Genomic DNA, 20,563 nt, shown 5'->3' on the forward strand with positions numbered 1-20,563 from the left:
CTCCAGCGTGATCATGTAATCGATCGTCGATCGAGTGCATGATCACGGAGGGAATGACGAGGTCCGTTCATGAGTGCTGAGTTCCCCATCGTCCGACCCCGGAGACTGCGCCGCAACAGCGCGCTGCGCCGGCTCGTGGCCGAGACCAGGCTCAGCCCGGCCGACCTGGTGCTGCCGATGTTCGTCAAGGAGGGCATCAGCGAGCCCCAGCCCGTCGGCTCGATGCCCGGGGTCTTCCAGCACACCCCCGACACGCTGCGCAAGGCCGCGCACGACGCCGTCGAGGCCGGGGTCGGCGGCCTCATCCTGTTCGGCATCCCGGCGGAGAAGGACGGCCGGGGCTCGGCCGCCGACGACCCCGAGGGCATCGTCCAGAAGGCGCTCCGCGACCTGACGGCCGAGCTGGGCGACAGCACCGTGATCATGGCCGACCTGTGCCTGGACGAGTACACCGACCACGGGCACTGCGGCCTGCTCACCCCGTCCGGTGAGGTCGACAACGACGCCACCCTGGAGCGCTACGCCTCGATCGCCGTGGCCCAGGCCGCCGCGGGCGCCGACGTGGTCGCGCCCAGCGGCATGATGGACGGTCAGGTGCGCGCCATCCGGACCGCTCTCGACCAGGCAGGGTACGAGGACGTGGCCATCCTGGCCTACTCCGTCAAGTACGCCTCCGCCTTCTACGGCCCGTTCCGGGAGGCCGCGGAGTGCGCCCCGCAGTTCGGCGACCGGTCGGCCTACCAGCAGGACCCCGCCAACGCCGACGAGTCGCTCCGCGAGGTCCTGCTCGACCTCGACGAGGGAGCCGACATGGTGTTGGTCAAGCCGGCCGGCGCCTACCTCGACATCGTCCGCCGGGTGCGCGACACGGTCGACGTGCCGGTCGCCGCCTACCAGGTGAGCGGGGAGTACGCGATGGTCGAGGCCGCTGCCGCACAGGGCTGGGTCGACCGGGACCGGATCATCATGGAGTCGCTGACCTCGATCCGCCGGGCCGGCGCCGACATCGTCCTCACCTACTGGGCCACCGAGGTCGCACGGCGTATTTGATTGCCGAGCTTCGCTCGGCGGTGAGCAGGCGCCTTTACGCGGCGCCTTCCTTCGTCGCGTGCTCGCTCGTTCCTCGCTGCGCGCGCTCCTCAGTCCAGACGCCGCGCGCCTGCTCACGTGTTCCTGGCCTGTTCATTGCCGAGCTGAGCTCGGCGGCTCGGTCCAGGTGCGGCTGGGGTCCGTGAATTAGTGACGTTGATCATGGGCGTCTAGTCACTTGGGGTCGTTTTCCGGGGGTTGGCGCGTGGGCCGTCGACCGCGCCCGTCATCATCGGTTACTAAGGGCCTTGCGGCTCTCAGCTGACCGTGCCGCCTCGACCGCCAGTGCAGAGGGTGGCCCGTGGTGCTGGTCGGCCGCCTAATCGAGGGGGAGCGATGATGCTGACGGTCGGAGGGAGCAGGCGACAGCGCACGCGCGATCGCTTGGCCACGGCGGCGCGAGGCTACGCCGGGCTGGGATGGGCCTGTGTCCGGGGCGCACAGGCCACCGTGGACGGTGACCGGGCGTGTTCCTGTGACCGGCTCGGTTGTCCGGATCCGGCCGCCCACCCGGTCTCGGCGGCGTGGGCGATGCAGGCCACCACCGACGTCGAGGTGGTGAACCGATGGTGGGCGGAGGACCCCGCCGCCAACGTCATCCTGCCGACCGGCCGGGTCTTCGACGTCATCGACGTACCCGCCGAGGTGGGTGCGCTGGCGCTCGACCGGATAGTCCGGGACGGCGGCCAGGGTGGTCCGGTCGCCGCGTTCGGCGCGGACCGGTACTTGTTCTTCGTGGCCACCCGTGGCGCTCCCGACGACGAGGACGAATGGTGGTCCTGCCATCTGGACTGCTCCCCGGAGAACATCGCCGAGACCCCCGGGATGCGCTGGCACTGCCGGGAGAGCTACGTGGTCGCCCCGCCGTCGGTGCTTCCCTACGGCCGTGAGGTCGGCTGGATCCGGCCGCCGGACGGCTCCCCGCTGCCCGACCCCCTGCGGCTGCTGGAAGTCCTCGCCGACACCTACGACTTCTGACCCTCTGACGCCTCCCGTGGCGATCGGCCAGGGCGAGCGGGGCAGGGCAGGGCAGGCGGGGCAGGGCGATCTGCGACAGGGCGGGCAAGGCACCGTGGCGGCGACCCCGCCGTCCGGCGGGCGGTCCGCCGGAAGTCTCGGCGCATGGGACGGGTCAGACGGGTGCCGTGATCGCGGCCTTACGGCCCCAGCGTGAGTAGACGATGTGGAAGGCCGTCGGCTTGCCCGGTGCGGCGACCGGCTGCAGCTTGACGTCCAGCCGTTGCGGCAGATGGTCCGCGCCGACCCTGAGGATGTAGCTGACGCGGAAGCGGCCGTCGGGGTACTGGTCGTAGAGCGGGGCGATGGTCTGTTCCCGTCCCAGCTTGGCCGCCGCGGCGACGCCGGTGTAGCTGGTGCCGGTCGCGGTGCCGCCCGGCGGGGTCCACGGGGCGACCTTCACGCTCGTGCTGGCGCGCAGCAACGCCAGGATGTTGGAGGTCGAGGTGGCCCACCGGGTGTTGGCCGCCAGCGAGCCGTAGAGGTGCGGGGCGTCCCTGCGGGCGGGCACCCGGACCGCGGGTGCGGAATGCCAGCCGCCCGAGGCCACATAGGCGACGCCGCCGACGAGGATCGTACGGAGCTTCTTGTTCGACTCCGGCCCCCCGGCCGGATTCCACACCGTCATGTCGTAGACGGTGGTGGTCTTGGAAGTCACCCGGAAGACCCCGGTCGCGGAGGTGGCGTCGGTGGCCGTGGCCGTGCGGCGGTACGCGAAGGAGGCGGTCTTCTTCTCGGCGACCGCCCGGGAGATCTGGGCCGCCACCCCGTCGGGCGTGACCGGGCGGCGCGGCGCCTTCGTCCGCGTACCGCTCGACGCCGGCGCCGGCGAGAGGGTCCGGCCGGTGTCGGTGGCCTGGTGACCGGAGCCGCCGCTGGTGGCCCACAGGGCCACCCCGGCGGCGACCGCGATGGCGGTCACCGCGCTCACCCCGAGCACGATGCTGCCCCGGTGTGCACCACGCTTCCCGGAGCGGAGCGAGGTGGCCGGCTGCGGCGAGCTGGGAGCCGGTGCGGGCGGGGTCCAGTCGGTCATCGACGCGAGCGCGGTCATCTCGGCCAGCCGGCCGCGCCCCTGGGCCTCCCAGGCGGGCCCGTACGCCTCGACGGCCGCGTCCTCGAGGTGGCCGAGGAACTCGGCGGCCGAGGCCGGTCTGTCCGCGGGGTTCTTGGCCAGACCGGCGGCGACCAGGTGACGCAGCGGGCCGGGGACCGACTCGATCGGAACGGGCCCGGAGCGGTGGGCCTTCTCCAGCGCCATCGAGGACCGCTCGGGGAAGGGCGGGCCGCCGGTGAGGCACTCGAAGAAGACGGCGGTGGCCGCGTACAGGTCGGCGGCCTGGTCGGGCGGTGCGCCGAGCCACTGCTCGGGGGCGAGATACAGCGGGGCGCCGCCCGCCCTGGACGCGATGCCGACGTCGAGCACCTTGCTGACCCCGTCCCGGCGGATCAGGACGTTCGCGGGCTTGTAGTCGCGATGCGCGATCCCGGCCTGGTGCACGGCGGCCATGGCCAGCAGCGAGCCACTGAGGACCGCGAGCGCGCCCAGCGGTCCCGCCGGTCCCTGGGTGGCCAGGACCTTGCGCAGGCTGACGCCGTCGACCAGCTCCATGATGACCGCCGCCCGGCCCTCGGTCGGCGACTCCACGTAGTCGTAGAAGTCGACGAGGTTGGGGTCCTCCAGGTGCGCCAGCAGCCGGGACTCCTCCCGGAAGCGGGTGACGAACGCATGGTCGGCCAGCAGCCGGTCGCTCAGGTACTTGATCGCGACTTCACTGCCGGTGACGTCGTCGACGGCCTGAACGATCTGCCCGGTGGCTCCCCCGCCCAACTCCCGCACATGGAAGAACCCCGGGGCCGTCCAACCGTCCGTCACCTTCACATCCCCCTAGTCGTACTGGTGGAATATCGGGCACCGGCATGCGCGGTCAAGGGTATTCACCGGATCGGAATCAAGGGCTGACAGACTAGTGTCGTGACATCCACGGATCGCTCTCAGCAGCTCTTCGACCGGGCCAATGCCGTCGTGCCGGGCGGAGTCAACTCACCGGTGCGCGCCTTCCGCGCGGTGGGCGGCACGCCCCGCTTCATGGCCTCTGCCCGGGGACCGTACCTCACCGATGCCGACGGCAACGAGTACGTCGACCTCGTCTGCTCGTGGGGGCCCATGATCCTGGGGCACGCCCACCCCCGGGTGGTGGAGGCGGTCCAGGCCGCCGCGGCACACGGCACCTCGTACGGCACGCCGACGCAGGGTGAGGTCGAGCTGGCCGAGGAGATCGTCGGCCGTACCCCGGTGGACAAGGTCCGGCTGGTGAGCTCGGGCACCGAGGCGACGATGTCGGCGATCCGGCTGGCCCGCGGCTTCACCGGCCGCTCGAAGATCGTCAAGTTCGCGGGGTGCTACCACGGGCACGTCGACGCGCTGCTGGCCGCCGCCGGCTCCGGGGTCGTCACGCTGGGGCTGCCCGACACCCCCGGGGTGACGGGCGCGACGACCGCGGACACCCTGGTGCTGCGCTACAACGACGCGTCCGCGGTGGAGCGGGCCTTCGCCGACCACGGCCACGAGATCGCCTGCGTCATCACCGAGGCCAGCCCGTCCAACATGGGGGTGGTGCCTCCGGACGACGGCTTCAACGCGCTGCTCAAGTCGCTCTGCGAGCGGCACGGCGCGCTGCTGATCATCGATGAGGTGCTCACCGGTTTCCGGGTGACCCGGTCCGGGTGGTACGGCAGGGAGGGCGTGGCCGCGGACCTGACCACATTCGGCAAGGTCATGGGCGGCGGGCTGCCCGCCGCGGCCTTCGGCGGACGCGCCGACGTCATGGACCACCTGGCACCGGCCGGGCCGGTCTACCAGGCCGGCACCCTGTCCGGGAACCCGCTGGCGACCGCGGCGGGCCTGGCGACCCTGCGCGAGGCCACCGACGAGGTCTACGCCGCCGTCGACCGGGCCGCCTCGATCGTCGGGCGGCTGGCCTCCGAGGCACTGTCGAAGGAGGGCGTGCCGCACCGGCTGCAGACCGCCGGCAACCTGTTCTCGGTGTTCTTCCGCGAGGAGGAGGTCCGCGACTTCGACGCCGCCCAGGAGCAGAACGGCAAGGCCTACGCGGCGTTCTTCCACGCGGCCCTGGAGCACGGGGTCTACCTCCCGCCTTCGGCCTACGAGGTGTGGTTCCTGTCCGCGTCCCACGACGACGCCGCCCTCGACCGCATCGCCGAGGCCATGCCGCACGCCGCCCGCGCGGCGTCCACCGCGCTCTGACCCGTTAGCTACTTAACGAAACACCGGCTGAGCGCGTAGCATCGCTTACATGCTGGACCTGGAGCGGCTACGCGCCCTGCACGCGGTGGCGACCCACGGCTCGGTGAGCGCCGCGGCCGACGCGCTGCACGTCACCACCTCGGCCGTCTCCCAGCAGGTGGCCAAGCTGGAGCGGGAGACCGGCCAGAAGCTGTTCGAGCGCAAAGGCCGGGGCGTACGCCTGACCGACGCCGCCGAGCTGCTGGTCGGCCATGCCGGACGCATCCTGTCCCTGGTCGAGGAGGCCAAGTCCGACCTGGAGGCGCACCGCGGCGCGGTGGTCGGGGAGCTGACCGTGGCGTCCTTTCCCACCGCCGTCCGCGGGCTGGGGCCGGGGGCGCTGGCCCTGCTGCGCCACCGGCATCCGCAGCTGCGGATCCTGCTGAGCGAGTCCGACCCGACCGAGAGCATCCCCCGGGCGCTGCGCGGGGACCTCGACCTGGCCATCGTCCAGGACTGGGACAACGACCCGCTGGCCCTGCCCGACGGCCTGGCCCGCAGCACTATCTGCGAGGACATCGCCGACGTCGCGCTGCCCCCCGGCCATCCGCTCACCGACCGGGCCGACATCGCGCTCAAGGAGCTCGCCGGGGATCGCTGGATCAGCTCCACTCCGGGCTCGATCTGCCATGAGTGGCTCACCTACACGCTCCGCTCCACCGGGGTGGAGCCGGCCATCGACCACTACGTGTACGAGTACGCCACCCAGCTGGCACTGGTCGCGGCCGGGCTGGGCGTCTCGATCCTGCCGAGGCTGGGCCGCTGCGACGTGCCGCCGGACGTCCGGATCGTGCCGCTGCGCCCGCCGCTCACCCGGCGGATCTACGCGGTCTGGCGGGCCGAGGCCGCCCGCCGCCCCGCCATCCGCGCCACCCTCGAGGCCCTCCGGGAAACCGGCTGTCAAGGCAGCGCCGGCCGGCCCTCCGGCGCCGGTCATCGGTGACCAGAGGGTGGCGGCACGACCTCCGGGGCCCGCGGGTAGTCTGAGGCGGCCATGACTGAGAAGACTTCATGACCCAGAAGACCATCGTTCACCTGCTGCGGCACGGTGAGGTGCACAACCCCCTGGGCGTTCTGTACGGCCGGCTGCCCGACTATCACCTCAGCGAGAACGGGGTGCTCATGGCGAAGGCCGCGACCAAGTGGTTCAGCGGGCGGGACGTCACCGCGCTGTTCTCCTCCCCGATGGAGCGCGCCCAGGAGACCGCCGCCCCGCTGGCCGAGGCGTTCGGCCTGGAGGTGTCGATCGTCGAGGGACTGATCGAGGCGGCCAACCGGTTCGAGGGCATGAGGTTCGGCCAGGGCGAGGCCTCGCTGAAGAACCCCGCCACCTGGCCGCTGCTGCGCAACCCGTTCCGGCCCTCCTGGGGGGAGCCCTACGACGAGCTCGCCCGCCGGATGCTCGCCGCCGCGGCCACCGCCCGGGACGCCGCGCGGGGACACGAGGCGGTGTGCGTCAGCCACCAGCTGCCGATCTGGATCGCCCGGCGCGCGGCCGAGCGCAAGCGACTGTGGCACAACCCCTCCCATCGCCAGTGCGGACTGGCCAGCGTGACCAGCCTGGTCTACGAGGGCGACGAGATCGTCCGGGTCGACTACGCCGAGCCCGCCGCGGCGTTGATCAGCGGTCCGGTTGTGCCGGGCGCCTGAGCCTGCAATACAGTCGAGAACTACGACTCGTAGTAGCTGAGAACCAGTGGCTGAGACGCAGTGGCTGAAGTAGCGGCTGAGACGCAGCGGCTGAGAAGTAGTGGCTCGGAGCAGTACTGATCGCAGTAGGAGAACCGTTGAGTGCCCGTGCCGTGTCCGTACGCGCCCTGGCGGGCGGCGTCCTGTCCATGACGCTGCTGGCCGGCTGCGCGGGGACCAACGCGAACCCGACCGGCCCCGACGGCGCCGACAACCGCTACGTCGCCGGTGACGGCAGCAGCCAGTTGATCAAGGACCGGAAGCCCGGCCCGCAGGCCAAGGGCACGACCCTGGACGGCAAGCCGCTGAGCCTCGCCGACCTGACCGGGGCGCCCGGCGGCGGCGCCGGGGGCAAGGTCGTCGTGGTGAACTTCTGGGCCTCCTGGTGTGCGCCCTGCCGGGGTGAGGCACCCGCGCTGCAGAAGCTCTACGAAGAGCACAAGGGCAAGGGCGTCGAGTTCGTCGGCATCGACATCAAGGACTCCGGCAAGGAGGCCGCCCTGGCCTTCGAGCGCACCTTCAAGATCGGCTACCCGAGCATCTACGACCCCGACGGCCAGGTCACGCTGGCCTTCCGGGTCATCCCGCCGAGCGCGGTCCCGAGCACGCTGATCCTCGACCGGCAGGGCAGGGTGGCCGCCCGGATCATCGGCTCCACGACGTACTCCAAGCTCGGTCCCCTCATCGACCAGGTGGCGGCGGAGAAGTGAGCACGCGCGCGGTGTCCGGACCGAGGAGCGCTCGCGAGGGGCGCGGCGGTGTCTGGACTGAGGAGCGCGCGCAGCGAGGTACGAGCGAGCACGCGACGAGGGAAGGCACCGCCTCGAAGCGCCCCGAGCCGCCGAGCGGAGCGAGGCCGTGAACGCGGCCGACACGGTGACCAGCGGGTCGCTGCTGGTGGCGTTGCCGCTGGCGGCGCTGGCCGGGCTGGTGTCGTTCCTGTCGCCGTGCGTGCTGCCGCTGGTGCCCGGTTACCTCTCGTACGTCACCGGGTTGTCCGGGGTGGACCTCGCCGAGCAGCGGCGCGGCAGGCTACTGCTGGGCTGCGCGCTGTTCGTGCTCGGCTTCACCCTCGTGTTCATCTCCTACGGGTTCGCCTTCGGCGGCCTGGGCGTCTGGCTCAAGGAGTACGAGCAGGTCATCACCCGCGTGCTGGGGGCCGTCACGATCATCTTCGGGCTGGCCTTCATGGGCTTCGTGCCGGGGCTGCAGCGGACGTTCAAGTCCGGCCGGCTGCCCGCCGCCGGGCTGGCCGGGGCACCGGTGCTGGGCGTGCTGTTCGGGATCGGCTGGACGCCGTGCATCGGCCCGACCCTGAGCGCCATCCTGACCCTGGCCTACGACCAGGGGAGCGCCACCAGAGGCGCGGTACTGTCGTTCGGATACTGCATCGGGCTGGGCCTTCCGTTCATCGTGACGGCGCTCGCCTACCGTAAGGCGCTCGGGGTCTTCGCCCTGGTCAAGCGCCACTACCAGCTGGTCACGCGGATCGGCGGAGGCATGCTGGTCGCGATCGGCGTGCTGCTGGTGACCGGGCTTTGGGGACAAATGATCGCTCACCTGCAGACCTGGGTGAGCGGGTTCGGGGTGGTGATCTGAGGTGGCCGACGTGCAGGCGGCCGACGTACGGACCGGCGAGGACGAGACCGCTCCGGTGGTGAAGCCCAAGGGGCTGGGACCGATCGGGTGGCTGCGGTGGGGGTGGCGGCAGCTCACCTCGATGCGCACCGCGCTGATCCTGCTGTTCCTGGTCGCCCTGGGCTCGATCCCCGGCGGGCTGCTGCCCCAGCGCGGGCAGGCCCCGGAGCAGGTCGCCGCCTACATCGCCGACCACGGGTCGCTGGGCTCCTGGATGGACCGGTTCTCGCTGTTCGACGTCTTCGCCGCCCCGTGGTTCGCCGCGATCTACATCCTGCTGTTCGTGTCGCTGGCCGGCTGCGTGATCCCGCGCATCCTCAAGCACGGCCAGAACGTACGGGCCCGCCCGCCCGCGGCGCCCCGCAACCTGGGCCGGCTGCCGCAGTCGGCGTCGTACCGGACCGACGCCACCCCAGAGGAGGCGCTCGGCGGGGCGCGCGACCTGCTCAAGGGCCGCCGGTTCCGGGTCGACGCCCACGAGGGCTCGGTGGCGGCGGAGAAGGGCCATCTCGGTGAGACCGGCAACCTGATCTTCCACCTGGCGCTGCTGGTGCTGCTGTTCTCGGTGGGCAGCGGCGCGGCCTTCGGCTACAAGGGCAACGTCCTGGTGACCGAGGGCGGCGCCTTCTCCAACACCCTGACCAACTACGACGCGTTCAAGCCGGGCCGGGAGTTCTCGGCCGACGAGCTCGCGCCGTTCACGATCAGCCTGGACGAGTTCCACGCCTCGTACATCACCTCGGGCAAGAACATCGGCCAGCCCACCAGCTTCTACGCCAAGGTCCGCTACAAGGACGGCTCGGGGCCGGAGAAGCCGTACGACCTGCGGGTCAACCATCCGCTCGGCGTCGGCGGCACCAAGGTCTACCTTCTCGGCCATGGGTACGCGCCCACCTTCACCGTCAAGGACGGCAAGGGACAGATCGCGTTCCAGGGCTCGGTGCCGTTCCTGCCGATGGAGGAGAGGACCTTCACCTCCGAGGGCGTCATCAAGGCGCCCGACGCGCAGCCCACCCAACTGGGGTTCTACGGGATCTTCTTCCCGTCCGCCGCGCCCGACCAGGCCGGCAAGACCATCTCCGCCTTCCCCGCGCCGCTCAACCCGCGGGTGTCGATCGTTCCCTTCAAGGGCGACCTCGGCCTCGACACCGGGGTCCCGCAGTCGGTCTACAAGCTCGAGGGGCTCGGCAAGACGCTCTTCCCGGTGGGGAAGGCACAGGGCCTGCAAGTGGGGCAGACGCTCACCCTGCCGGACGGGGCGGGATCGATCACCTTCACCGGCTACCAGCAGTGGGTCAGCCTCGCGCTCAACCACGACCCGGGACGGGTCCCCGCGCTGGCCGCCGCGGTGATCGCGATCTTCGGCATCGTGACCTCCTTCCTGATCCGCCGTCGCCGGGTGTGGGTCCGTGCGAGTGCCGCGGACGGGGGGCGTACGGTGGTCGAGGTCGGTGGACTCGCCCTCGGCAACGCCACTGCCGAGTTCGACGACATCGTGGCGGATCTGCGTCAGCGGGTCCCCGCCGTGGAGGAGCCGGCCGGTGAGTCCTCCGGCGATGAGGCCTCCGGTCCGGAGACCCCCGCCGGCGAAAGCCCCGGTAGCGCCTCCGGCGCCGGGTCCAACAGCGGTGCCGGAACCCCCGGCGATCAGAACGAGGAGTGACGAGTGTGGACGCCCATCTCGCCGATCTGAGCAATCAGCTCATGGTCGGCACCGTGCTTCTGTACGTGGTCGCCATGGTCGGCTACGCCGCGGATCTCGCCTTCGGCGACCGCCGCCGGACGGCGGCCGCCGTCCGGGCCAAGGTCCTGGCCGGTGCCGGGGGCCCGGAGACGGCCGAAGCCGGACCGGACGGCACAGCGTCGGACGGCAGAGCGTCGGACGGCACGGCGGTGGACGAGGAACGGCGGGAGGTCGACTGGGGCCGTTTCGCGGTCCTGATCAACGTGCTCGGCTGGGGCGCCCACCTGGGCGAGCTCGTCACCCGGGGCATGGCCGCCGAGCGGCTGCCGTGGGGGAACATGTACGAGTTCGTCTCGGCGATCTGCTTCGCCGCGGTGACCGCGTACCTCGTCCTGCTGGTCCGCCAGAACGTCCGGTTCCTCGGTGCCTTCCTCATGGTCGCCGTGGTGATCGGGCTGGGCATCGCCACCATCTGGCTGTACGACGCCCCGGGCCCGCTGCGGCCCGCGCTCCAGTCGTACTGGATCGGCATCCACGTCACGGCCGCCATCATCGCCACCGGCACCTTCAGCGTCGCCGCCGTCACCACGCTGCTCTACGTGGCCGTGGCCCGCCGGGAGGGCCGTGCCGCGGCGGTGACCGGTGCCGCGACACCGGCCGGCGCCCCCGCGACCGGGTTCCTCAGCAGGTTCCCGTCCGCGGACCGGCTGGACCGGCTCTCCAACCGCATCACGATGTTCGGCTTCCCGATCTGGACCTTCGCCATCATCGCGGGCGCGATCTGGGCCGACTCGGCGTGGGGCCGCTACTGGGGCTGGGACCCCAAGGAGACGTGGTCGTTCATCACCTGGGTGGTCTACGCCGGGTACCTGCACGCTCGCGCCACCGCGGGCTGGAAGGGCAACAAGGCGGCGGTCATCGCGCTGATCGCCTTCGCGTGCCTGCTGTTCAACTTCTTCGGGATCAACTACCTGGTCTCGGGCATGCACTCCTACAAGTGACCCGCGACCCGACCGAATCCCGCGCCCCAACCCCAGCCGAACCCAAGCGGCCCCAGCGCGAGCGCCCCAAGCGCCCGAGCGGGTCATGGGGTGAGGGGCGGGGAGTGGGGGGTGAGGATTCGGGGGGTCAGTCCTCGCCGCGGATGCGGCGGTCGAGGCTCTTGAGGAAGTCGGGGTCGTCGTCGGGGCCGCGGGGGAGGTCGACGCCCGGCGGCACCGGCGCAGGCGGGCCGGCGAACCGGTTCTCGCCGGTCGGCTCGAGCCCCCGCCCCTCCCGGCCGATCCGCTCCTCCCGGCCGATGCGCCCGTCCAGGCCGATCCGCCCGTCCGGGCCGATCCGTGCGTCGCGCGGCCGTCCGAACAGCAGCCACGCGATGGCGCCGAGGTTCATCGTCAGCAGCACGACCAGGAACCAGCCGAACTTCGGCAGCCCCCGGATCTCCGCCTCGTCGGTCGTCAGCACGTCGAACAGGCAGTACAGCCAGACGCCGAGCGCAATCAGGGCGACAAGGACATAGAACATGCTGGCAGGTTAACCGCCTCGCGGCTTACTCTGCCATGGCGGAGTCAAGACAGAGGCAATACCCGTAGGGGTCCGGGCCTCGTGGCCGGCCGAGAACGGAGCGCGATGCGGTACTGGGGCATACACCGCAAGCACCGCGATTCCAAGGAGGGGAGCCATGCCTCGTCCCCCTCCGACCAGCGGGCGGAGCACCCCACGACGAGGCCGCGGCGCACCCAGCCGCGGGACGCGCTGGGCCGGTTCCGCAAGGCGGGACGCGACGACGACTTCGCGCTCCGGACCGGGGGCGATCAGCCGGCCCGGCAGGCCCCGGCCAAGCCGGCCTTCCGCTGGCGCGACTTCGAGCTCGACGACGAGCTGCCCCGTACCCAGGCCAGGCCGCCGGACGCGCCCGGCTCACCGGATCGGCCCGGGCCGCCGGACGGGCGGCGGCACTGCGGGCCGCTGGAGGGCATCCTCTACCGGCAGTGGGACGGCGAGCTCGGTCCGCCCACCCCGGAGGTCGTCCGGGCCATCGACAGCCTCGCCGCGCTGCCCGAGCCGCTGAAAGAGCTTCTGGCGCGCGGACTCGACGGGATCTATGTCGGCCCAGGCGGAGTGCCCGATCTCGACGACATGGGCCATCTCAAGGGCCGCGAGCTGCCCTCGGGCAAGGCGACCTGGGACATCTGCGCCGGGGCGTACGGGGATCGGAAGATCGTGGTGGGGGACCGGCCGTCGCCCACGCCGGACGTGATGATGCACGAGGTGGGGCACTCGCTGGACGACCTGGACGCGGAGGCCGACGGCTGGCAGTCCGACAGCCCGGAGTTCCGCGCCCTCTACGAACAGTGCCTGCCACATCTGGCCAGCGACTTCCATCTGCAGCCGGACGCTCTGGGGCGCAAGGAGTTCTTCGCCGACGCCTTCGCCGCCATCGCGGCGCGGCAGCGCCCGGCGCTGGTCGACATGCTGGGCGGCGACACCCGGACGGCGCTCAACGTGATGCTGTTCTTCAACCGCCGGTACGGAATGTAGGTGACCCAGACATGTACGTGATCAAGCTCGACAACGGGAACCTGCGGGTGCCGCACAGCGCGACCACCGAGGACGGCCGCATCATCGGGCAGGCGTACATCGAGATCGGCCCGGACGACCCCGACTACTCACGGCTGGCCGATCAGGCGCTCACCGAGGAGGAGATGGCGGTGAAACGCAGCCGGTGGCGGGACGAAGACGAAGCGCTGCTGCGTCAGTTCGAGGATTGGAAGGCCCAGCAAGAGGATGCCCAGGGGGATTGAGTCGGGCATTCCCGGCTGTCTGTGCGTCCCGCCCTAACCGGCTAGGTGGTGCAAATGCACTATGGAGTTTCTCACGCTGTAAAGCGGTGGAACTGTGAGCTACCGCTATCGGGTGAGCTCGGAGAGCGGCTCTTCGCCGCGCAGGAGTGCGTGTACTTCCGACTCACGGAAACGGCGGTGACCACCCGGAGTCCGTATGCTGCTGATGCGACCCGCCGCGGCCCATCGGGTCACGGTCTTCGGGTCCACTCGGAAGAGCGCAGCGACCTCTCCGGGGGTCAGCAGGCGCTCGCTCGTACTCTCCACGTTCTCTCCCCCTTTGTCCCGCTCTCGGTGCGGGTGGACTGTTTCTAAGTGTGCCGGGTCAAGACCGGTTTCTCCCTTGTTTTCGGAAAACATCACCGTACGTAGTTCCCTGAGCTGGGACTATAACGGCAAGTGAACAGGGCATTCGTCACACCCGTCACGATGATCTCCATACACCCGCCGTGTAGTGCTCGGAACCCCCAGTTACGGGTCAGTAGGATTCGGGAGTGGTTCCATGGCCCGGATGTGGCAGGGGAAAACTACACTCTGAGCTGTGTCCGATCTCGTAACTCTGGGGGAGATCGAGGGGGCGGCCGCCCGGCTGCGTGACGTCATCGTGCGCACGCCGCTGGTTTCCTTCTCGTTGCCGTCCTCCGGACCGCCCTTGCTGATCAAGCCCGAGTCGCTGCAGCCGGTCGGGGCCTTCAAGCTGCGCGGCGCCTACGCGGCGATCACCGCACTGCCCCGGAGCGTGCGGCGGCGGGGCGTGATCACCCATTCCAGCGGCAACCACGCGCAGGCGGTGGCCTATGCCGCGCGTGCTCTCGGTATCCCGTCGGTGCTGGTCATCCCGCACACCACCCCGGCCGTGAAGGTGGACGCCTGTGCGGCGCTGGGGGCCGACATCGTCTTCGTGGAGCCCAGCATGGAGGCCCGGATCGGCACCGCGGACCGGCTGGCGGAGGCGCACGCGCTCTCGCTGATCCCGCCCTTCGACGACGCGCGGGTGATCGCCGGGCAGGGCACCGTCGGGCTGGAGATCGTGGCGGACGCCCCCGAGGTCGACGTCGTGCTGGTGCCGGTCGGCGGCGGTGGCCTGATCTCCGGTATCGCCACCGCGGTCAAGACGCTCTGCCCGGACGCCAAGGTCGTCGGCGTGGAGCCGGCGCTGGCCGCGGACGCCCGGCAGTCGCTGCGCGGCGGCGTCCGGGTGGGCTGGACGCCGGAGCAGACCGCGCGCACCATCGCCGACGCGCTCCGGGTGCAGCAGGTGGGCAACCTGCCGTTCGCCCACCTCACCGAGTACGTCGACGACATCGTCGTGGTGAGCGAGGACGAGATCCGCGAGGCCATGCGGCGGCTGGCCCGCGGGCCCAAGCTCATCGCCGAGCCGGCCGGCGCGGTGGCCACCGCCGCCTACCTCTTCCACCGGGACGAACTGCCCCGGGGCGACTCGTTCGTCTCCGTGCTCTCCGGCGGCAACGTCGACCCGGCCCTGTTCCTGGAGATCCTCGCCGGCGACCCGCCGGCGGACGACCCGGAGGAGACCTCCCCGGAGGAGCCGGCCGCCGCCACGGAGGCCGTGGACGATGCTTCCCCGGGCACCGGATAACCTCGGAGTCACCATGCGTTCCGTACTCGCCTATTCCTCCGCGCGAATCCTGATCTTCGCCGCCACCTGCGGCGTGCTCTGGGTGACCACGCCGATGAGAGAGTCTCCGGCGCTGCTGCTGGCGGCATCGATCCTGATCAGCGGCGTCGTCAGCTACGTGCTGCTCTCCCGGCAGCGGGACCGCATGTCCGCGGCCCTGGTGTCCGTGGCCGCCGCCCGGCGGCGCGGGTTCGAGCGGGCCCGTGCCAAGGAAGACGCTCCCGAGTAGCGGCGACCCTCGACGTCGGGGGAGCGCCGCGGATCTGCGAGGCTTGCGAGCATGACCCGCGCTTCTCTCGACAAGCAGCCCGCCGACGTCGCGGCGATGTTCGACCGCACCGCCGAGCGTTACGACCTGCTCAACGCCCTGATGACGGGCGGGCTGGACCGGCGCTGGCGGCATGCCGTCGTCGCGGCGCTGGACGCCCGCCCCGGTGAGCGCATCCTCGATCTCGCGGCCGGCACGGGCACGTCGTCGATCCCCTTCGTCGAGGCGGGGGCACAGGTCGTGGCCTGCGACTTCTCCCTGGGCATGCTCCGGGTCGGGGTCCGCCGCCAGGCGGGCACCGAGGGGCTGGAGTTCGTCGCGGGCGACGCGCTGCGGCTGCCGTTCGCCGACGCCTCGTTCGACGCGGTCACGATCTCGTTCGGGCTGCGCAACGTCGCGGACACGGACCTGGCGCTGCGGGAGCTCCTCCGGGTGACCAAGCCGGGCGGCCGCCTGCTGGTCTGCGAGGTCAGCCACCCGCCGAACGGGCTGCTGGACCGCGGCCACCGGCTGCACCTGCGGTACGGGCTGCCGCTGCTGGGCAGGGTGAGCTCCAATCCGGACTCCTACCGGTACCTGGGGGAGTCCACCCTCGCCTGGCCTGACCAGCGGGAACTCTCCGGGGTGCTGCGCCGGGCGGGGTGGGAGAAGGTCCGCTGGCGCAACCTCTCCTTCGGGGTGGTGGCCCTGCATCACGCCGTACGGACATAAGTCCCGCCCGAATCTGGATGAAACGGTCCAAACCAAGCAAGTCATCGGGTACCCAGTGGTCCCCGTAAAGGAATAGACTCCCTGAGGGCCTTTGTGAAGTACTTCACAAGCGAACGAGCGCGAAGAGGAAACTCGTGACCGAGACACGTGAGGCCGACGTCATCGTCGTAGGGGCCGGGCCTGCCGGCTCCACGACGGCCTATTACCTCGCCCAGGCGGGCCTGAACGTCCTCTTGCTGGAGAAGGCCACCTTCCCCCGGGACAAGGTCTGCGGCGACGGCCTGACCCCCCGGGCCGTGAAGCAGCTGATCGCCATGGGCGTCGACATCGACGCGCCCGGCTGGATCCGCAACAAGGGGCTGCGCATCTACGGCGGCGGGGTCAAGCTCGAGCTGCCCTGGCCCGAGCTGGCCAGCTTCCCGGACTTCGGCCTGGTGCGCGCCCGGCTCGATCTCGACCAGCTGCTCGCCGATCGTGCCGCGAAGGTCGGCGCCCAGCTGCTCCAGGGCGTCAACGTGACCGGCCCCATCCTGGACGAGCGCACGGACCGGATCATCGGTGTCGTCGACAAGCAGGGCAACGAGTACCGCGCCCCGCTGGTGGTGGCCGCCGACGGCAACTCCACCCGGCTCTCCCTCGCCATGGGCGTGCGCAAGCGCGATGACCGCCCGATGGGGGTCGCGGTACGCCGCTACTACACAAACCCGCGGCACGACGACGACTACCTCGAGTCGTGGCTGGAGCTGTGGGACGGCGAGCGGCTGCTCCCCGGCTACGGCTGGGTCTTCGGGGTCGGCAACGGCACCTCCAACGTCGGGCTCGGCCTGCTCAACACCAGCAAGTCGTTCCAGAACACCGACTACCGGGGGATGCTCAAGCGCTGGTGCGCCGGGCTGCCGGAGGAGTGGCAGTTCGACGAGGAACACGCCACCGGCCCGATCCGGGGCGCCGCGCTGCCGATGGGCTTCAACCGGCAGCCGCACTACGCCCGGGGCATGCTGCTGGTCGGCGACGCCGGAGGCATGATCAACCCGTTCAACGGCGAGGGCATCGACTACGCCATGGAGTCGGGGCACCTCGCCGCCGACATCATCGTGCAGGCGCTGGCCCGGCCCACCCCCGCCCAGCGGGAGCGGGCGCTGTACGAGTACCCGCGCATCCTGAAGGAGACGCACGGAGGGTACTTCACGATCGGCCGGGTGTTCGTGAAGGCCATCGGGGACCCCCGGGTGATGAAGTTCGCGACCAGGCACGGCCTGCCGCACCCCACGCTGATGCGCTTCACGCTGAAACTCCTCGCGAACCTCACGGATCCGCGGGGTGGCGACGCGATGGACCGGATCATCAATGCCATGTCGAAGGTGGCCCCGGCCGCATGACATGACACCGCTGCACTGGGCCGACCCACCACAGGGCCGACCTTGTTGGGTCCTCCCGAACGGAGACCCCGAGAGGATAGGCGATGTTGGCTCTGACTAGGGTGACTCTCCGGGCCGTGACCTGGGGCATCCCGCAGGTACACTCCGTGCGCGCCCTTTGCGGCGCCGAGGGGCGAAGCCCCTCCGTCACGGGCACCGGGATCAACACCGTACGTTTTGAGAAGGGGGTGTAGAGGCTGATGGATCTCTATGTTCCGATCGTCGTGCTGGGCGTGCTGGCGTTCGCCTTCGCCGCCGGCTCGGTGGTGATGGCCGCGTTCACCGGCCCCAAGCGCTGGAACCGGGCCAAGCTCGAAGCCTACGAGTGCGGGATCGAGCCGACACCGCAGCCTCCCGGCGGCGGGCGCTTCCCGGTGAAGTACTACCTCACGGCGATGCTGTTCATCGTCTTCGACATCGAGATCATCTTCCTCTACCCGTGGGCCGTGGCGTTCAACAGGTTCGCGGGGTGGTTCGGTCTCATCGAGATGGTGCTGTTCATCTTCACCGTTCTGGTCGCGTACGCCTATATCTGGCGGCGTGGCGGTCTGGAGTGGGACTGAAATGGGTCTAGAGGAGAAGCTCCCGAGCGGCTTCCTGCTGAGCACGGTCGAGCAGGTCGCCGGATGGGCGCGTAAGAGTTCGGTGTGGCCGGCGACGTTCGGCCTCGCCTGCTGTGCGATCGAGATGATGGCCACGGGCGACCCCCGGCACGACTTCGCCCGGTTCGGGATGGAGCGGGCATCGGCCACCCCCCGGCAGGCCGACCTGATGATCGTCGCGGGCCGGGTCAGCCAGAAGATGGCGCCGGTGCTGCGGCAGATCTACGACCAGATGTCCGAGCCCAAGTGGGTCATCGCGATGGGCGTGTGCGCCTCCAGCGGCGGCATGTTCAACAACTACGCCATCGTCCAGGGCGTCGACCACATCGTCCCGGTGGACATCTACCTGCCCGGCTGCCCGCCGCGGCCCGAGATGCTGCTGGACGCCATCCTGAAGCTGCACGACAAGATCCAGAACACCAAGCTGGGCCCGCACCGTGCCAAGCAGATCCAGGAACTCGAGCTTTCCAAGGTCAGGCAGTTGCCGCTGCTCAACCAGACGGGGGTGTCCTCATGAGCTCCCAGCACCCCGAGCAGCAGGCCGAGCAGGCCGCCGACCAGTTGCCGGCCACGCCCGACGCGGCCCAGCCGGAGCGGCCGATCACCCGCACCGGCATGTTCGGCGCGAAGACGACCGGCGACACCTCCGGCTACGGCCGCCTGGTCGTCCGGCGGGCCGCCCAGGTGTCGTCCCCCCGGCCCTTCGGCGACCCGAACGGCGCCGGCGAGCCCGGCTGGTTCGACGAGGTCCACGACGAGCTGGAGCGTGCCTTCCCCGAGTTCGGTGACGCGATCGAGCGCGTGGTCGTCGACCGCGGCGAGCTGACCTTCCATGTCCGGCGGGCCTTCCTGCCACAGGCGGCGCAGACCCTGCGGGACGACCTGAAGCTCCGGTTCGAGCTGTGCACCGGGGTCTCCGGTGTGCACTACCCCCAGGAGACCGGCGCCGAGCTGCGCGCCGTCTACCACTTCCTGTCGATGACCCACAACCGGCGGATCCGGTTCGAGGTCAGCTGCCCCGACGAGGATCCGCACATCCCCTCCATCGTGTCGATCTATCCGACCAACGACTGGCACGAGCGCGAGACCTACGACTTCTTCGGCATCGTCTTCGACGGTCACCCCGCGCTGACCCGGATCCAGATGCCGGACGACTGGGTGGGGCACCCCCAGCGCAAGGACTACCCGCTCGGCGGCATCCCCGTCGAGTACCGCGGCGCCGAGGTTCCGCCGCCGGACGAGCGGAGGACGTACGTATGAGTACCACCTATGACGCCTACGCCGCGGCCGCCACCGACGACGGCACCGCCGAGGGCACGGTCCTCAACGTGGCCGGGCAGGACTGGGACAACGTCGTCAAGGGCGCCGCGGACTCCCCCGAGGAACTGCTGGTCATCAACATGGGCCCGCAGCACCCCTCCACGCACGGGGTGCTCCGGCTGGTCCTCACCCTCGACGGCGAGACCTGCAAAGAGGCCCGGGTCGGGATCGGCTACCTGCACACCGGCATCGAGAAGAACATGGAGTTCCGGACCTGGACGCAGGGCAGCACGTTCTGCACCCGGATGGACTACCTGGCGCCGCTGTTCAACGAGGCCGCCTACAGCATGGGCGTGGAGAAGCTGCTCGGCATCACCGACCGGATCCCGGAGCGGGCGCAGGTGATCCGGGTGATGATGATGGAGCTCAACCGGATCTCCTCGCACCTGGTCGCGATCGCGACGTTCGGCCTGGAGCTGGGCGCCACCACCGTCATGCTCAACGGCTTCATCGAGCGGGAGTACACCCTCGACATCTTCGAGCTGGTGACCGGCCTGCGGATGAACATGGCCTACATCCGGCCGGGCGGGGTGGCCCAGGACCTGCCGCCCGGGTCCAGCGACAAGATCCGTGAGTATCTGGAGCGGATGCCGGGGCGCCTGCAGGCGATGCGCAAGCTCCTGGACGACAACCCGGTCTACAAGGCTCGTACGCAGGGCATCGCCCACCTGGACCTGACCGGGTGCATGGCGCTGGGCATCACCGGCCCGATCCTGCGCTCGGCCGGGCTGCCCTGGGACCTGCGCAAGACCGAGCCGTACAGCGGGTACGAGACCTACGACTTCGACGTCCCGACCGAGACCTCCTGCGACGTCTACGGCCGTTATCTCGTCCGGATGGCCGAGATGGACGAGTCGCTCAAGATCATCGAGCAGTGCCTGGAGCGGCTGACCACCGGGTCGGCCAAATCGGGCCCGGTGATGATCGAGGACAAGAAGATCGGCTGGCCGGCGCAGCTCGCGATCGGCGCCGACGGCATGGGCAACTCCCCGGCGCACATCGCGCACATCATGGGGACCTCGATGGAGGCGCTCATCCACCACTTCAAGCTGGTGACCGAGGGCTTCCGGGTCCCGGCCGGGCAGGTCTACACCGCCGTGGAGTCGCCCCGCGGGGAGCTCGCGGCGCACATCGTCAGCGACGGCGGCACCCGGCCGTACCGCGTGCACTTCCGGGAGCCGTCCTTCACCAACCTGCAGGCCACCGCCGCCATGTGCGAAGGGGGCATGGTGGCCGACGTCATCGCCGCCGTGGCCAGCATCGACCCCGTGATGGGGGGTGTGGACCGATGAGCGGCGAGCAGCCGAGCGAGCTTGCGAGTGATAGGGGGAGCACGAC

The 20,563-nt window shown here is 70.5% G+C and carries 22 protein-coding genes; 19 read left to right on the forward strand and 3 right to left on the reverse strand.

The features are described 5' to 3' along the window. The first annotated feature begins 69 nt into the window (after nucleotides 1-69). Together hemB and ACRYCC_RS00575 are read left to right on the forward strand one after the other, a co-directional pair. Nucleotides 70-1,050, forward strand: a complete 981-nt coding sequence (gene hemB / locus ACRYCC_RS00570; protein ID WP_433807501.1) for a porphobilinogen synthase — start codon at nucleotides 70-72, stop codon at nucleotides 1,048-1,050. 378 nt (nucleotides 1,051-1,428) lie between these two features. After that, on the forward strand, nucleotides 1,429-2,067 hold the full coding sequence (locus tag ACRYCC_RS00575) for a bifunctional DNA primase/polymerase (RefSeq protein WP_433809882.1): 639 nt from the start codon (nucleotides 1,429-1,431) through the stop codon (nucleotides 2,065-2,067). A gap of 154 nt (nucleotides 2,068-2,221) precedes the next feature. Here the strand turns inward: ACRYCC_RS00575 and ACRYCC_RS00580 are convergent, their stop codons facing one another. Then, entirely contained in the window at nucleotides 2,222-3,982 is a 1,761-nt protein-coding gene (locus ACRYCC_RS00580) for a serine/threonine-protein kinase (protein ID WP_433807503.1), read from the reverse strand. A 99-nt stretch (nucleotides 3,983-4,081) separates the two neighbouring features. Between ACRYCC_RS00580 and hemL the strand changes: the two genes are divergently transcribed. The 7 genes from hemL to ccsB all read left to right on the forward strand — a co-directional run bounded on the left by hemL (nucleotide 4,082) and on the right by ccsB (nucleotide 11,425). Next, the gene (gene hemL, locus ACRYCC_RS00585; protein WP_433807505.1) at nucleotides 4,082-5,374 is read left to right on the forward strand and encodes a glutamate-1-semialdehyde 2,1-aminomutase; all 1,293 of its coding nucleotides are present in this window, start codon (nucleotides 4,082-4,084) and stop codon (nucleotides 5,372-5,374) included. A 49-nt stretch (nucleotides 5,375-5,423) separates the two neighbouring features. Next, nucleotides 5,424-6,356 carry a LysR family transcriptional regulator gene (locus ACRYCC_RS00590; RefSeq protein ID WP_433807507.1) on the forward strand — a complete coding sequence of 311 codons (933 nt, stop codon included), beginning with the start codon at nucleotides 5,424-5,426 and terminating at the stop codon, nucleotides 6,354-6,356. Between the two features lie 68 nt (nucleotides 6,357-6,424). After that, nucleotides 6,425-7,063 (forward strand): histidine phosphatase family protein, encoded by a 639-nt coding sequence (locus ACRYCC_RS00595; protein ID WP_433807509.1) that lies wholly within the window; start codon nucleotides 6,425-6,427, stop codon nucleotides 7,061-7,063. 137 nt (nucleotides 7,064-7,200) lie between these two features. Next, the gene (locus ACRYCC_RS00600; protein WP_433807511.1) at nucleotides 7,201-7,812 is read left to right on the forward strand and encodes a TlpA family protein disulfide reductase; all 612 of its coding nucleotides are present in this window, start codon (nucleotides 7,201-7,203) and stop codon (nucleotides 7,810-7,812) included. A gap of 148 nt (nucleotides 7,813-7,960) precedes the next feature. Next, complete coding sequence (locus tag ACRYCC_RS00605; RefSeq protein ID WP_433807513.1) at nucleotides 7,961-8,701, forward strand: cytochrome c biogenesis CcdA family protein; 741 nt, start codon at nucleotides 7,961-7,963, stop codon at nucleotides 8,699-8,701. A 121-nt stretch (nucleotides 8,702-8,822) separates the two neighbouring features. Continuing rightward, a complete protein-coding gene (resB, locus tag ACRYCC_RS00610; RefSeq protein ID WP_433809883.1) occupies nucleotides 8,823-10,403 on the forward strand; it encodes a cytochrome c biogenesis protein ResB in 1,581 nt (526 codons plus the stop codon). Nucleotides 10,404-10,408: 5 nt separating this feature from the next. Then, nucleotides 10,409-11,425: a c-type cytochrome biogenesis protein CcsB gene (gene ccsB, locus ACRYCC_RS00615; protein ID WP_433807515.1), complete on the forward strand. Its 1,017-nt coding sequence runs from the start codon at nucleotides 10,409-10,411 to the stop codon at nucleotides 11,423-11,425. 127 nt (nucleotides 11,426-11,552) lie between these two features. Here the strand turns inward: ccsB and ACRYCC_RS00620 are convergent, their stop codons facing one another. After that, complete coding sequence (locus tag ACRYCC_RS00620) at nucleotides 11,553-11,948, reverse strand: PLD nuclease N-terminal domain-containing protein (protein ID WP_433807517.1); 396 nt, start codon at nucleotides 11,946-11,948, stop codon at nucleotides 11,553-11,555. 105 nt (nucleotides 11,949-12,053) lie between these two features. Between ACRYCC_RS00620 and ACRYCC_RS00625 the strand changes: the two genes are divergently transcribed. Both ACRYCC_RS00625 and ACRYCC_RS00630 read left to right on the forward strand, forming a co-directional pair. Beyond that, on the forward strand, nucleotides 12,054-12,965 hold the full coding sequence (locus tag ACRYCC_RS00625; protein ID WP_433807519.1) for a hypothetical protein: 912 nt from the start codon (nucleotides 12,054-12,056) through the stop codon (nucleotides 12,963-12,965). Nucleotides 12,966-12,976: 11 nt separating this feature from the next. After that, nucleotides 12,977-13,228, forward strand: coding sequence for a hypothetical protein (locus ACRYCC_RS00630; RefSeq protein WP_433807521.1), 252 nt, complete (start codon nucleotides 12,977-12,979; stop codon nucleotides 13,226-13,228). A gap of 105 nt (nucleotides 13,229-13,333) precedes the next feature. On the opposite strand, the gene ACRYCC_RS00635 is transcribed toward ACRYCC_RS00630, so the two are convergent. Then, nucleotides 13,334-13,534 carry a BldC family transcriptional regulator gene (locus ACRYCC_RS00635; protein ID WP_433807523.1) on the reverse strand — a complete coding sequence of 67 codons (201 nt, stop codon included), beginning with the start codon at nucleotides 13,532-13,534 and terminating at the stop codon, nucleotides 13,334-13,336. A gap of 274 nt (nucleotides 13,535-13,808) precedes the next feature. On the opposite strand from ACRYCC_RS00635, the gene ACRYCC_RS00640 reads away from it, so the two are divergent. The 8 genes from ACRYCC_RS00640 (at nucleotide 13,809) to ACRYCC_RS00675 (ending at nucleotide 20,517) form a co-directional block, all read left to right on the forward strand. Next, on the forward strand, nucleotides 13,809-14,867 hold the full coding sequence (locus ACRYCC_RS00640; protein WP_433807525.1) for a threonine ammonia-lyase: 1,059 nt from the start codon (nucleotides 13,809-13,811) through the stop codon (nucleotides 14,865-14,867). Between the two features lie 13 nt (nucleotides 14,868-14,880). Beyond that, complete coding sequence (locus tag ACRYCC_RS00645; protein ID WP_433807527.1) at nucleotides 14,881-15,135, forward strand: DUF4229 domain-containing protein; 255 nt, start codon at nucleotides 14,881-14,883, stop codon at nucleotides 15,133-15,135. 51 nt (nucleotides 15,136-15,186) lie between these two features. Further along, nucleotides 15,187-15,885, forward strand: a complete 699-nt coding sequence (locus ACRYCC_RS00650) for a demethylmenaquinone methyltransferase (RefSeq protein WP_433807529.1) — start codon at nucleotides 15,187-15,189, stop codon at nucleotides 15,883-15,885. Between the two features lie 134 nt (nucleotides 15,886-16,019). Then, the gene (locus tag ACRYCC_RS00655) at nucleotides 16,020-17,264 is read left to right on the forward strand and encodes a geranylgeranyl reductase family protein (protein WP_433807531.1); all 1,245 of its coding nucleotides are present in this window, start codon (nucleotides 16,020-16,022) and stop codon (nucleotides 17,262-17,264) included. Between the two features lie 239 nt (nucleotides 17,265-17,503). After that, the gene (locus ACRYCC_RS00660) at nucleotides 17,504-17,866 is read left to right on the forward strand and encodes an NADH-quinone oxidoreductase subunit A (RefSeq protein WP_433807533.1); all 363 of its coding nucleotides are present in this window, start codon (nucleotides 17,504-17,506) and stop codon (nucleotides 17,864-17,866) included. Between the two features lies 1 nt (nucleotide 17,867). Next, nucleotides 17,868-18,422, forward strand: coding sequence for a NuoB/complex I 20 kDa subunit family protein (locus ACRYCC_RS00665; RefSeq protein WP_433807535.1), 555 nt, complete (start codon nucleotides 17,868-17,870; stop codon nucleotides 18,420-18,422). Then, complete coding sequence (locus ACRYCC_RS00670; protein WP_433807537.1) at nucleotides 18,419-19,165, forward strand: NADH-quinone oxidoreductase subunit C; 747 nt, start codon at nucleotides 18,419-18,421, stop codon at nucleotides 19,163-19,165. The genes ACRYCC_RS00665 and ACRYCC_RS00670 overlap by 4 nt, the downstream gene beginning before the upstream one ends. After that, nucleotides 19,162-20,517: an NADH-quinone oxidoreductase subunit D gene (locus tag ACRYCC_RS00675; protein ID WP_433807539.1), complete on the forward strand. Its 1,356-nt coding sequence runs from the start codon at nucleotides 19,162-19,164 to the stop codon at nucleotides 20,515-20,517. Before ACRYCC_RS00670 ends, ACRYCC_RS00675 begins: the two co-directional genes overlap by 4 nt. The last annotated feature ends 46 nt before the right edge of the window (nucleotides 20,518-20,563 follow it).

It is taken from the genome of Actinomadura scrupuli (assembly GCF_050971785.1).
Taxonomy (GTDB): Bacteria; Actinomycetota; Actinomycetes; order Streptosporangiales; family Streptosporangiaceae; genus Actinomadura_E; species Actinomadura_E scrupuli.